The following is a 12574-nucleotide window of genomic DNA, read 5'->3' on the forward strand; positions in this document are numbered from 1 at the left end:
TGTAGAATGGATCTGACTCTCGACGAGAACCAGAGTGCGATTGTAGAACTCGCGCGCAAAATCCTGGAAGAGAAGCTGCCCCCGGATCGCCTCCGTGCGATCGAGCGCAGCGATGAGTGGTTCGCTCGCGACGTTTGGGCCGAGTTGGCATCGGCGGGACTCATCGGTGTGGCTCTGCCCGAGTCGGACGGCGGGGGCGGCTTCGGCGTGCTCGAAGCCTGCTTGCTGTTGGAGGAGATCGGCCGTGCCGTTGCGCCGCTTCCGTATCAAGCGACCGTGATGTTGGGCGCGCTGCCGCTCGCCGAATTCGGTTCGGATGCGCAGCGTGCGCGCGACCTGCCCGGAGTCATCGCCGGTGACGTGGTTCTGACCGGCGCGCTACTCGAGCCGGGTGAGCCGTTCGTTCCGGCTGTTCTCGCGACGAAGGCCGTTCCCGAAGGGGAGGGCTACCGCCTCGATGGCGAAAAGTGGTTCGTACCGTTCGCGAGTGCGGCGCAGCGCATGCTGGTTCCGGCCTCGACCGACGGCGGCGTGACCGTGTTCCTGGTCGACCCGGCGGCGTCGGGAGTGTCGCTCGAGCGGGTGGAGACGACGAGCCACGAACCGCAGTGGGCGGTGACGCTCGATGGTGCGCTCGTGGCGAAAGCTGACGTCCTCGGTGAGGCGGACAAGGGCCAGGCGATCGTCGACTGGATGATCGATCGAGCCATCGCCGGCACGTGCTCGATGCAGGCGGGCGTTTCCGACAAGGCGCTCCGCCTCACGGCTGCGCACGTGTCCGAACGGGAACAGTTCGGTCAGAAGATCGCGACCTTCCAGGCGGTCGCGCAGCGCGCCGCGGATGCCTACGTCGACACCCAGGGCATCGTCCTGACCTCGCGCCAGGCGGCCTGGCGTCTGGGTGCCGGCGAAGACGCCGCAACCGAACTCGCAATCGCAAAGTACTGGGCCGCCGATGCCGGCCAGCGCGTCGCCCACGCCGCCCAACATCTCCACGGCGGCATCGGCGTCGACACCGACTACCCCCTGCACCGCTACTTCCGCTGGACCAAGGTCCTGGAACTCACCCTAGGCGGCGCCGCCGTTCACCTCGACCGAATCGGCGCCGAGCTTGCTCGGTAGGAGTGGGAAGAGCCGAGACTAAAGTACGTCCGCAAGAATCGGCGAGGGCTTGTCCGTGCTGATGACCCAGAGTTGGTGGATGGCGCGGGTGGCGGCGACGTGGAGGCCGCGGCGGGCGCGCGGGGTCTCGGGCATGTGGACGGAGTTGACGTCCAGGAGGATGACGTAGTCGAACTCGAGCCCTTTTACGGGTTCCAGTTCTGTGATCTCGATGCCGGCTTTGAAGCTAAAGTCGTATTCGCGGATGAGGCGGAGGCGCGGAATCTCGCTACGGGCGAGCGCGGAGTAGTACTGGGCGCTGATCTCCGGTGACGGCGTGATGAGCGCGACCGTGGCCATCGGCTCCGCGTCGGAAAGGGCCTGGAGGGCATCGGCGAGGAAGAAGACGCACGCGCCCGTGTCGGTGAACTGGAACATCTCGACGGGCGGTCCTTGGCGGCTGCTGGGCGGAAGTTCGTCGTCTTCGCGCAGGTCTCCGAGGACGTCGAAGGCAAACTTCGAGATCTGGGCGGACGAGCGATAGTTGATCTTCAGCGTCTCGACTTCCTGCCCGTCGACGCCGAGGTGCTCCATGAACTCGGCCCAGGAGGTGAAGCCGCTGTTCTCGATGACGTGCTGCTGCGTGTCCCCGGCGAGCGTGATGCTGCCCTTGGGGTCGAGGCACCCGAGAAGAATCTGAACCTCGAGCGGTGAGAAATCCTGCACCTCGTCCAGCACGATATGTCGGAAGCGCAGCGGTCGGCGCCCCTTGCCCTGCAGGGGACCGACCCGCAGCTGCCAGGCGCGGAGTAGTAGGGCGTCGTCCTCGGCATCGAGCTCGGCGTTGGGTTCCTCGCCGGCGAGGAAGTCGTGCACGGTGCCGACGTGCTTCTCGTTCCATTCGACGATGCGGTCGATCGCGTTGTTCGAGAACGAATCGTTGCCCAGCTCGTCGCGAATTTCGAGGAGCAGGTCGCGGTTCGTCAGGACGGACGCCCAATCCTCGACGGCCTGTTCGGGGCTGGAGCGACCCGGCGTGCGCTCGACGTGGCGGGCGAGCGCCGCGCCCATGAGCGGATGGAGCTTCGCACGTGTCACGACCGCGGGGGTGTCGTCTCGTTCCTTCCCGGGCAGTCGCGGAAAGTGACGCCTGCAGACGCCGCGCTCCCAGCTGCGGTAGGTATGCGGCTCGACGTTGTGAAGGCCGAGCGACGGCAGGACATGACTCACGTACTTCTGGAGCGCCCGCGAGAACATCACCACGAGTGTGTCGGGCCCGTCGATGCGTGGATCGTCGTACGCCAGGAAGGCGACGCGATGGAGGGCGACCGTGGTCTTTCCGGAGCCGGCGGTACCGCGCACGATGAGGAAGCCGGCCGACGGTCGGCTGATCAGTCCGTACTGCTCGGGATCAATCAGCCCGGTGATCTCGGGGAGGTGGCGATCCGCGGGGCGCCCGCTCGGGCCGCCACCGCCGAGGCGTGCCTCGGCGGCATCCGTCCCCTGAACGCGGAGCGCCGCCGATTCGCCACCGGCGAGACGAGGCGCTGCGAGCTCGCGATGTGCCCAGTCACCGTCGACCTCGGGATTCTGAGAGAAGTCGCCCTCGGGAGCCTGGATGCGCCGGAGCTCCCCGCGCTCGATCGCGACCATCCGCCGGGTGACGATCTCGCCCTCGCGTTCGCGGTCGGCGATCTCCTCCTCGTAGTCCTCGCCTTGTCGGTAGGTGTAGAAGAGCTTCGCGATTGGCGCGTCGCGCCAGTCGACGATTCGCAGCCCCCCCTCGACGCAGCTCGTCCGTCCGAGGCAGAGATCCCACTCGCGGCCCTCCTCGCGCAGTCGGAGGTGTCCGAAGTACGGGACGTCGGGGTTCACCGGCTGGACGGCGCGGGCACTACGCAGCTGTTCTAGAAGAGCCGACTGATGATGCCATTGCTCCAGGAGCGACGAGCGGTCCTTGTCCTCCTCGCCGGATCGCATGACCTCTCGAATCCGCTCGAGCTCGGTGTGAATCCTCCGTTCCGCCGCGGCGTTACGGTTGTCATCGCCGCGCGCGGCGCGAGCCTCGAGGCGTTCGCGGACCTGAGCGAGCAGTTCCAGTTCTTCTTTGACGATTGCGTGGGGCAAGGGAGCGCCTCTTTATAGCGGGCGCAGAGCCGGAGCGCTCGACCGAGGAACCCGTTGCGAAACGGGCCGGTGGGGTCCACTCTTGCGGTCGAAGGAGGAGGTCCCTTGGTAATTCGTCGCTCGATTTTCGTCGTAGGATTCCTGGTGCTGGCTGCGTGCGCGGGCACGAAGAAAGTCCCGTCGCCCCCTCTATTCGATCCCGGCGATGTCACCGTGGACGGGCTCTACCGCGTGAAGGACGCACGCATGGCGGCGGCCTACCTTCGGCCGGGCGCGGATCTGGCGAGCTACGACAAGGTCAAGCTCGACCTGGTTTCGATCTCCTACAAGAGCCCACCGAAGGGGAACCAGTACGACCGGAGCCGCGCGAACTTCCCGCTGACGAAGGAGGAGATCGCGCGGGCGGACAAGCTTTTCTACGAGGCGTTCGCTGAGGAGTTGGCGAAGAGCTCGTATCAGCTCGTAGACCAGACCGGACCCGACGTGCTCTCCCTCGAGGCCGAGCTGATCGACCTCGTCGTGAAGGCGCCGCCGCAGTCGACGACGGGCACGAGCTGGGTCTTCGTTCAGTCGGCAGGGGAACTCACCCTCGTCGCCGAACTCCACGATTCCGTGACCGGTGCGACCCTCGCTCGGATCGCCGATCGCCGAGCGGTCCAGTCCCCGGGCGCGGGCGCCGGAGGCCTTTACTACAGCTCGCCCGTCAGCAATTGGAGCGATCTCCGCCGCGTGTTCAGCGGTTGGGCACGGCAGCTTCGGGAAGCCCTCGATGAGGCGCGCGCGCTGAAAGCGGTATCCGTCACTGCAAACTGAGGTTCATTCGCCCGGACTATGGCGTTCGGCATCGCAGGCGCTATTCAAGTCGATGCCCCACTCGGTTGATCGTTCTCGCAGGAAGGCTCGCTTCTCTGCCTACGACGAATCCTGCCGCGACCAACCGGGACTTTGATCGAGTTGCCACCGCGACGCTGCATGAGAGATGCCTGCCGTAGATCGCACACCGGCTGTCACTCCTCCTGCGGATCGTCGCAGTCTCCATCGTTCCGAGTCTTCTGATCGTGAAGCTCACGTCGATTCTCGCGTAAGGGGTTGGTGCCTACTTCGCGACGCGGCTCGTCCGGGGTCGAGTGGCGGAGGGCCACGACTCTGGCGGCTTGCATGGCGACGCTCCCCTGCTTCGTCGGGCTTGGCATCGCGGGCTTCTCGGGTGAGTTCGGCAGGTCGTGACGAATCTTCCTTCCAATGCGGTCAAGTTCACCGAGGATGGCGAGGCGATGGGCCGCGCCCGGATCGGTCACATCGGCCCTCGGGTCGGCCGAGTTGCGGAGGGGGACTCAGGCGAGCCCGGTGAAGTCGACTTGGCCCGTCGTCATGAAGGAGCTGAACCCGCGGTCGATGTTGAGATTCACGCCGTTCACGTAGCGCGCGGCCTCGCTGCCGAGGAAGGCAAGGGGCATGGCGATGTCTTCCGGCGTGGCGATCTTTCCGCCGCACTGCTCCACGGTCCAGTTGATCGTCTTCTCGGTCATCGAGGCGCTGAACTCGGGCAGGAGAGGCGTGTCGATCGGGGCCGGGCAGACGCTGTTGGTGCGGACTCCGCAGGCCAGGGTCTGCTTGGCGCTCTTCATCGTGTAGACCTGCACGCACTCCTTCGAGAAGGCGTATCCGTCACCCACGAGCTCGGCGTGGTTCTTGAACCACGCGAGCGACTCGTCGCGTCCCTCGACGGCGATCGCCTCCATGACGTCATCAGGATGCGTGGGCCACTGTCCGCCGGCGATCGACGCGGTGTTCACGATGGCGCCGCCCTGGGGGATCTTCGGCAGGAGCGCGACCGACAGCTGACGCAGGCCGAGCCAGTTGATGCACATGACCTTCTCGGCACCGAGGACCGCGGAGACGCCCGCGTTGTTGAAAAGGACGTCGACGCGTCCGTCGATCTGAGCGGCGGCGGCGGCGACGGCCGCCGCATCGCCCATGTCTGTTTCGATGAACGACGTGATCGGCCCGTCCGGCTTCTTGATGTCGAGCGCGACGATCTCGCTCGCGCCGAGTTCGGCGAGGAGCTTCACGGTGGCCGCGCCTACGCCTGAGAAGGCACCGGTGATCACGATTCGTTTGCCGGAATAGTCGAAAGGGTTGGCCATGGGAGTCCTCGGATTGGGGTTCAGTGTCTCAAATTGGGCGCCGATCATTTAGCAGTCGAGGCCGGGTCGTCTAACTTCTCATTTCCCTCCGCGGGATCGATAGGGAAGTTCTTGAATCTCGGCGGTTTCCCTAATCGCCACTCTTGTCGCGCCTGGTCGGGGGTGCCTTCGGTGGATCGCCCTGATCTTCGGCGCTCCCCTGTCCCGGTCGTGCGCATCAGCCCACGTCTCGGAGTCGGCCCGGCGCTCTCTCCGGTGCAGCGGGGCGCTCCTCACCTCGGTCGAACGGAACCGATTCTTACGTGAAGGACTTCGTGCGCTTGTTCGGGTGGTGGCTCTCGGGCATCTCGCCTCGGTCACAGGAAAGACAATCGAGCAGGGCCCCGAGACGAGACGCGCGCCCCTCCTCGGACGATCCATGAACGCTGCCTAGCCTACGAACGGAACGGTGTCCCGACGGGCGAACGTGAGCCGCCTCGGTGTAGAAGTAGTTCGGCGAGACGCCCTCCTACAGGGCCTCCATCATTCGTCGACGTCGGCTACCGCGGCCATGACGTCCATCGACGCGCCCTCGGGGGCTGCGACCTCGGTCACCCGGTCGTCCACGTCGTCGTACTCGAGGCGAAGCGCCCGACACATCGTCGCGTGCATGTCGTACGTGCAGGTGATGTACGTGAGCTCGAGGATTTGGGTGTCGTTGAGCTCCGCGCGGAGCGCGTCGAACACGGCATCCGGAACCCGGCCGCCTTCGAGTACGAGACAGTCGGTGTAAGCTAGAACCGCGCGCTCGATCGGTGAAAAGCACGACGCGACACTCCAGGCAGGGAGGGACGCGATCTGCTCCTCGCTGAGGCCGACCTCACGACTTGCCTTGCAGTGCTGGGAGAATACGAACTGGCTGCCGCGTGCGTAGCCCGTGCGGGTCTGCGCGAGCTCGCGGAGCTGCGGTGAGAGTTCACGGTTCGGGTTTCGGTAGAAGGCGAAGCCCTGAAGGGTGTGGTCGAAGCAGTCCGGCACGCCGGCGAAGACGGTCCACCAGTTGCCGGGGGTTCCGGTCGCGGTGCCCGGAGATTCGACCGGGTCTCGGCCTCCGAAGAGAAGCTCGTACATTGTCTTGGCCGTGTCATGGGCGTCGGCTTTCGCGACTTGGCGGAGGCGAGGCATAATCGTTTTCCTTTCGGTCGGTTGGTTGGGGGGACGGGCGCAGGCCCGGTCCTCTTCGGAGTCGAGTGTTCGCGGCGCAGGATGGCTGCTTCCGCCTCAGGGCTTCTTTGTGTCGTTCGGGTCGGCTTCGATGCTCTGCAGTCTTCGTTCGTACTCGTCCCAACCGAGAAGGTCTCGGACCTGGTCGAACTTCACGCGTGAGCTGCCGTCGGACACGCCGCCTGCGAGGCCGTCGGCGGCCGCGCGCAGGGCGAAGACGCTGTGGAGGAGGAGCGCGACCGGGTAGAGTACGATCGAGTATCCGATCTCCTCGAGCTGCGCTGGCTCGAGCCAGGGCGTCTTGCCGTCCTCGACGAGGTTCGCGGTGGTCCAGCCTGGTACGAGCCGGCAGTATCGCTCCATCTGCTCGACGCTCGAAGGCGCTTCGAGGAAGGTGATGTCGGCCCCGGCATCCGCGAAGGCCTGCGCGCGCCAGAGCGCTTCGTCGAAGCCGTCGGTCGCGTTGGCGTCGGTTCGCGCCATGAGCAGCACGTCGAGCTTCTGCTCCTCGCGGGCGCGGACGCAGGCGCGGACACGAGCGAGTGCTTCTTGCCTATCGACGATCGACTTGCCGGATGTGTGTCCGCATCGCTTCGGCCACTGCTGATCCTCGATCATCACGCCGGCGAGGCCGGCCTGGGTGCAGCCGAGCAACGTCCGCTCGGCGTTGATCGCGTTGCCGTACCCGGTGTCGGCGTCGCCGATGATCGGCAGTGAGGTCGCCGCGCAGACGTCACGCGCCTGCTCGACCATCTCGCCGTAACTGAGGAGGCCTACGTCCGGCAGGCCGAGCCGGGCGGCGGCCACGGAGAACCCGCCGAGAAAGCCCACGGAGAACCCGGCCTGCTCCACGACCCGGGCGGACAGCGCGTCGAAACAGCCGGGAGCGCGCACCAGCGAGCCACGTTCGAGGATCTCGCGCAGAGTTTCGCCGCTCGCGTGGCGCTTTGGGAAGAAGCTCATGCGTCGTTATACGGCCGAGCCCCTTCGGTGAGAAACGGCCCCTCGGACGCCCACGCTGCCTCCCCGCGACCGCAGAGCCCGGGAATGCGCCGGAAACCGCACTGATCTGGACAGCAGGAGGCTGTTCCTCCAAGGTATCCAATCCACGTCGGCGGGCTCCCGTCGGCTGAGATTCGAGATCACCCCAGAGTTCAGAAAGAAGCTGGAAGCCGAGCGCGGCGGTCCGCGCGGAAGCCGCTCGCCTGCCAGCAGCCGTCCACTGCCGACGAGAAAGTACGAGCGAACGAATGAGTTGGGATTTTTCCACTGAGCCGGAGTTCCAGGAGAAGCTCGATTGGGTCGAGAAGTTCTGCCGTGAAGAGGTCGAGCCGCTCGATCTGATCTTCCCTTACGCCGTGCGGTCGAAGGACCCGAAGATCAAGGCGCTGGTCAAGCCGCTCCAGGATCAGGTGAAGGCGCAGGGCCTCTGGGCGCTCTTCCTCGACGAGGAGCTGGGCGGGCCTGGCTACGGCCAGCTCAAACTGGGCCTCCTGAACGAGATCCTCGGTCGGTACGGTTCGGCTCCGCAGATTTTCGGTGCGGCCGCGCCCGACACCGGCAACATGGAGATGCTCGCCGCGTACGGCACCGATGAGCAGAAGGAGCGTTGGCTGAAGCCGATGCTCAACCAGGAGATATGGTCGGCGTACTCGATGACCGAGCCGCAAGGTGGCTCGGATCCGCGGCTGTTCAAGACATTTGCCGAGCGCGACGGTGACGAGTGGATCATCAACGGTGAGAAGTGGTTCACCAGCGCGGGTCGCGTCGCCGACATTCTATTTGTGATGTGCACGAATGGCATGTTCGTGGTGCCGCGCAAGACGCCGGGCGTCGAGATCATGCCCGAGCCGCGGTCGCACAATCACATCAAGTACAACGATGTGCGCATCCCTCTCGATCACCTCCTCGGCCCGGAAGACGGAGCGCGGACTCTCGCGCAACGCCGACTCGGCGGTGGTCGGATCCATCACGCGATGCGCACGATCGCCCAATGCAAGCTCGCCTTCGACATGATGTGTGAGCGCGCACTTAGCCGCGAGTCGCACGGAAAAACCATCGGTGAGCACCAGATGGTGCAGCAGAAGATAGCCGACTCCTACGCCTCGATTCGCATGCTCCGCCTCTTCGTTCTCGAGACGGCCTGGAAGATCGACAACACCAGCACGCAGGAGACCCGGACGGACATCGCCGCCGTGAAGTTCACGATGGCGAAAGTGCTACGGGAGGTCTCCTTCAACGCGCTGCACATCCTGGGATCTCTCGGCACGACGAACCTCACGCCGATTCAGGCGATGTACGCGGCAGCGCCGACGATGGGGATCGCGGATGGCGTCGATGAGGTGCACAAGGCCACAGTGGCTCGGAACGTCCTGAAGTCGTACGAGCCCCACGAAGGCTTCTGGCCGACCGAGTACTACCCCGAGAAGCGTAAGCAGGCTCGCAAGCAGTTCGAGCCGAAATTCGCCGCGGACCCTGAATTGCGAGCGCTCGCGGACGGCTACGCGAAGTACATCGCGAGCCGCACCTGATTGCTTCGAGCGGAGCGGGACGCAGGCTGTCCCGCTCCGCTCGGCGCCATGATGGCGAGGCGCCGGGGCCGCATTTCGGCCGTTAGAGCAGGCCCCCTTCCTCCCAGGGGGCGGTTTTCGTACTGAGCCATCGATGCGAATCTCGTGCTCAGACACCGTCGGAGCCCTCGCGCTACTGCCATTTTTGGTCGTCCTCCTGGCCCCGCCGTGGCTCGCTCCCGCGGCCGCGCACGAGAGTCAGGCCGGCATCGGCGCGAAGTCGGTGCTGGTGGACACGCGCAAGGACCCGGCGAAGCACAAGTTCATCTTCAGCGCGTCGAACGAGATTCTGCTCAACCCGACGCATGATCCCGCCGTGGCGGGTTCGGCCCTGCTCGTCGAGCGGACAGGGCAGAACGGTGTCGGTGCCGGACGCACGGAGCTGATTCAGTTGGACCCGCTCAGCTGGAAGGGACTCGGGAATCCGGCCGGTACGAGCGGCTACAAGTACGTGGACAAAACGCAGAGCGCATTCGCACCGTGTTGTTCAAGCCGGGTGGCAACGGTGGCAAGCTGAAGATCGTCGCCAAGGGTGAGAACTGGCCCTGGGAGCTGGGTGGCCCGAACGATCTCGTGCGCGTGCACTGGCGCGTCGAGAACGAGTGGTTCTGCGTCGAGGCGGGTGGGGTCGTGAAGAAGAACGAGTCCGGCTTGTACAAAGCGGCGAAGATCGCGGCCCCGGCGAGCTGTCCGACCGAGGTTTGCGGTAATGGGGTCGTCGAGCTCACTCCGGATCATCTGCAGGCCATATACGAATGGATCCGCGGCGGTGCACCCGAAGATACGGTGGTGTCCGGGACGGCCGAGCTCCTCGCGACGTGCCTTCCCGATCCGTGACCGACTTCGCTCTCCCCCACATTTCGCCGCCCATGAGCTCTGCGAAGCGCTTTGAGATCGCGAGGCCGAGGCTCGTGCGGCCGTGCTTGCGGAGGCGCCCCGGCGCGTCAGTCCACCGGTGCGACTGCGCTTGGAGGGAGCATCGCGTCGTCGTTCGCGTGGGCCGTGTCTTTCAATTGTTGCAGAATCGCCGGGGGTAGGCCGGATGCGACGCCGGGCTCGATGCCGGCAAAATCGCTCGGATCGACACCGAGCTGCTCTACCATCAGGCGCTCCGCCTCTTGGAGCGCCTCGCCGTAGACGAGCTGCTCCTCGCGTTGCCGATCGTCGTCGGTGATTTCGGCGCCGGAGTCGGCAGGCGGAGCGTCGGCAGCGCGAATGGGGATCTGTTCTCGTGGCTGGACCTCGGGGCCCGCGAGAGATGACGCCGGTCGGTCGGCCGCGCGCACGCGCTTGCTGGGGCTCAGCAGAATGATCTTCTCGACGCTGCCGGCCTCGATCTTCTCGTTCGTGCCTCCGCGATAGACGATGAGGTGGTTCGAGGTACCCAGGAGCTGCCGAAGCGTCGCTTCGAGCGTTGCGTCGCGGACCTGGAACTCGTCGATCGGCGGGCGCTCGGCACCCGAGTCCTGCACTTTGAATCCGGCTTCCTCGCCGATCGCCGAGAGTACCTGCGGGAGCGTCGCGCCCTCGGCCTCGATGCTGAATCCCGTCTCGGTCTTGGAGACCTCGAGGAACGGCCCATAGCCTTGGGCGGTCGCAACTCGCGCAGGGATCGCTACGAGAGCGATCGACACCACGCAGGTGAGCAGGCGGGAGATCACCGACTGTTCCATCATCACGTTTCCACCGATTGAGCCGGCACCGATGCTAGCAGGATCCGGGGGTCGGGAGGAAGAGGGGTCGGCTCAGTGGGTCGCGGGGGTGCTGCGCGCGGCGATCTGTCGCTCGATCCACCGGCGATACATCGGAACCGGCAAGGCGCCTGTCAGGAAGGCTTCGTTTCCTTCGAGTCGGGCTGCGGGAGCGCCCGTTATGCCGAGACTCTGCGCTTCCGCGAAATCCTCGAGCGTCTCTGCGAGGATCTCTGGGCTTTGAGACCGGGCGAAGGCGTCGCGCGGCAAGGCCTGCTCGTTCCAAATGGCCTCGAGCACCGATTCGTCGCTGATGTCGCGATTGTCGGTGAAGTAGGCCCGCAGGAGAGCGTCGTGCATCTTGTGGAACGACTCTGGGTCGAGCGTCGCTGCGGCCTTGGCGACGACGTGGGCGGGCACGCTGTGCGTCGGCGGCGGGGCGTCGCTCGCCCAGGGCCGGAAGGTGCCGCTGTCCTCTTCCTCTCCCGGTCGGGCCCAGGATTGGGTGTAGGCGCGGAACTTCTCGACATTGCGTGCCTTCGGTTCCGGGCGCAGCAGGTAGGAGCGCCACACGATCTCGAGATCTGAGGACATTTCCTCCTCGAGGCGCCGCAGCCGGACGCTGGCGTTGTAGCACCACGGACAGAGGTAGTCGGAGTAGACGATTAGTCGGACGAGGCTCACGTTGATTGCGAGACATGCCCATTTCTGCTGTCATTTTCAAGGTTCCCCAATGAAGCGATTTGTCGAAAGAGGCTTGGTCGTCGCCGCGCTCTGTATCCTGGGCTGCGGTGGTGGAGGAGAGAGTGCACCGGCCGTTGGCCCCACGCAGTTCGGTGTCGTGAGCGGCAATGGACGCCTGGTCGCGGTGGGGGTCAATGGTGGGGTCTTCACCTCGGACACCGGGGGGGGCTGGGACGGGCAGGACTCCGTCGTCGGCGGCACGCTTCGCGGCGTCGGGTTCGGTGCGGATCGGTTCGTCGCGGTGGGTAGCCGCGGCTCGATCGTCTCCTCGATCAACGGTGGGAGGAGCTGGGCCCGTGCAGAGTCCCCGACGGAGAACGTCCTTCAGGACGTCGCGTTCGGTGGAGGTCGATTCGTCGCCGTGGGCGACGGTGGCGCTCTTCTGGTCTCCCTCGACGGCGAGAGCTGGGTGACCGCCGACAGCCACACGGGTGAGGATCTGCTCGGAGTGGCCTGGGGGAACGGGCTCTTCGTGGTGGTTGGCGACGCCGGTGCTCTCGTGACCTCGCGCGATGCTGTCGAGTGGACGTTCGAGCAGTTCGAGATCGAGTCGGATCTCGCGGACGTGGCCTACGGCGGCGGCTACTATCTGGCGGTGGGTTCGGGCGGTGGCGTTCTTCGCTCCGAGGACGGCGAGACCTGGGAAGACGTCTCGATCCGGAATGTGAAAAACATCAACACGGTCCTCTATGAGCTCGGGATCTTCGTGCTCATGGGGAACTCGGGTACGTCCTACACGTCGCGGGACGGCGAGACCTTCTTTTCCGGTGGCATGACCACCCCCGAGTCCTTCCACGCGGTGACCTTCCACGTGAACAACTTCGTCGGGGTTGGGTCGAACGGGATCTTCCGGCAGTCGTTCGATGGCCGAATCTGGTTCGGCGGGGTCCTCTAGGGCCCCCGAGGCGGCCGAGTCGATCCGACACTCCTTGTCCTAGGGGAGCCGGCGGGAAAGAGGCCGGATTAGCCGGGTTTTCGATGACATCCTCGC

13 protein-coding genes are annotated in these 12574 nt (G+C 65.5%); 6 read left to right on the forward strand and 7 right to left on the reverse strand.

What is annotated here, in order from left to right; translation table 11 throughout:
* Nucleotides 1-6: 6 nt before the first annotated feature.
* Complete coding sequence (locus P8R42_02360; GenBank protein MDG2303490.1) at nt 7-1122, forward strand: acyl-CoA/acyl-ACP dehydrogenase; 1116 nt, start codon at nt 7-9, stop codon at nt 1120-1122.
* An 18-nt stretch (nt 1123-1140) separates the two neighbouring features.
* Here the strand turns inward: P8R42_02360 and P8R42_02365 are convergent, their stop codons facing one another.
* Nucleotides 1141-3228 carry an AAA family ATPase gene (locus P8R42_02365; GenBank protein MDG2303491.1) on the reverse strand — a complete coding sequence of 696 codons (2088 nt, stop codon included), beginning with the start codon at nt 3226-3228 and terminating at the stop codon, nt 1141-1143.
* Between the two features lie 105 nt (nt 3229-3333).
* On the opposite strand from P8R42_02365, the gene P8R42_02370 reads away from it, so the two are divergent.
* Complete coding sequence (locus P8R42_02370; protein ID MDG2303492.1) at nt 3334-4041, forward strand: DUF3313 family protein; 708 nt, start codon at nt 3334-3336, stop codon at nt 4039-4041.
* A gap of 194 nt (nt 4042-4235) precedes the next feature.
* On the opposite strand, the gene P8R42_02375 is transcribed toward P8R42_02370, so the two are convergent.
* The 4 genes from P8R42_02375 to P8R42_02390 form a co-directional block, all read right to left on the reverse strand.
* Nucleotides 4236-4421, reverse strand: coding sequence for a hypothetical protein (locus P8R42_02375; GenBank protein ID MDG2303493.1), 186 nt, complete (start codon nt 4419-4421; stop codon nt 4236-4238).
* A 141-nt stretch (nt 4422-4562) separates the two neighbouring features.
* Nucleotides 4563-5375: a coniferyl-alcohol dehydrogenase gene (locus tag P8R42_02380; protein ID MDG2303494.1), complete on the reverse strand. Its 813-nt coding sequence runs from the start codon at nt 5373-5375 to the stop codon at nt 4563-4565.
* A gap of 522 nt (nt 5376-5897) precedes the next feature.
* Entirely contained in the window at nt 5898-6539 is a 642-nt protein-coding gene (locus P8R42_02385; protein ID MDG2303495.1) for a carboxymuconolactone decarboxylase family protein, read from the reverse strand.
* 96 nt (nt 6540-6635) lie between these two features.
* Nucleotides 6636-7541 carry an isocitrate lyase/PEP mutase family protein gene (locus tag P8R42_02390; protein ID MDG2303496.1) on the reverse strand — a complete coding sequence of 302 codons (906 nt, stop codon included), beginning with the start codon at nt 7539-7541 and terminating at the stop codon, nt 6636-6638.
* Between the two features lie 287 nt (nt 7542-7828).
* Between P8R42_02390 and P8R42_02395 the strand changes: the two genes are divergently transcribed.
* From P8R42_02395 to P8R42_02405, 3 genes are all read left to right on the forward strand, one after another.
* Nucleotides 7829-9109: an acyl-CoA dehydrogenase family protein gene (locus tag P8R42_02395; GenBank protein ID MDG2303497.1), complete on the forward strand. Its 1281-nt coding sequence runs from the start codon at nt 7829-7831 to the stop codon at nt 9107-9109.
* Nucleotides 9110-9242: 133 nt separating this feature from the next.
* Nucleotides 9243-9665 carry a hypothetical protein gene (locus P8R42_02400; protein MDG2303498.1) on the forward strand — a complete coding sequence of 141 codons (423 nt, stop codon included), beginning with the start codon at nt 9243-9245 and terminating at the stop codon, nt 9663-9665.
* The gene (locus P8R42_02405; GenBank protein ID MDG2303499.1) at nt 9629-9985 is read left to right on the forward strand and encodes a hypothetical protein; all 357 of its coding nucleotides are present in this window, start codon (nt 9629-9631) and stop codon (nt 9983-9985) included. Before P8R42_02400 ends, P8R42_02405 begins: the two co-directional genes overlap by 37 nt.
* Nucleotides 9986-10092: 107 nt before the next feature.
* Here the strand turns inward: P8R42_02405 and P8R42_02410 are convergent, their stop codons facing one another.
* Both P8R42_02410 and P8R42_02415 read right to left on the reverse strand, forming a co-directional pair.
* Nucleotides 10093-10824: a hypothetical protein gene (locus P8R42_02410; GenBank protein MDG2303500.1), complete on the reverse strand. Its 732-nt coding sequence runs from the start codon at nt 10822-10824 to the stop codon at nt 10093-10095.
* 69 nt (nt 10825-10893) lie between these two features.
* The gene (locus P8R42_02415) at nt 10894-11523 is read right to left on the reverse strand and encodes a DsbA family protein (GenBank protein ID MDG2303501.1); all 630 of its coding nucleotides are present in this window, start codon (nt 11521-11523) and stop codon (nt 10894-10896) included.
* A 49-nt stretch (nt 11524-11572) separates the two neighbouring features.
* Here P8R42_02415 and P8R42_02420 point away from each other — a divergent pair, with 49 nt between their 5' ends.
* Entirely contained in the window at nt 11573-12478 is a 906-nt protein-coding gene (locus P8R42_02420) for a hypothetical protein (protein ID MDG2303502.1), read from the forward strand.
* Nucleotides 12479-12574: the final 96 nt, after the last annotated feature.

This window comes from Candidatus Binatia bacterium (genome assembly GCA_029243485.1).
Lineage (GTDB): Bacteria > Desulfobacterota > Binatia > UBA12015 > UBA12015 > VGTG01.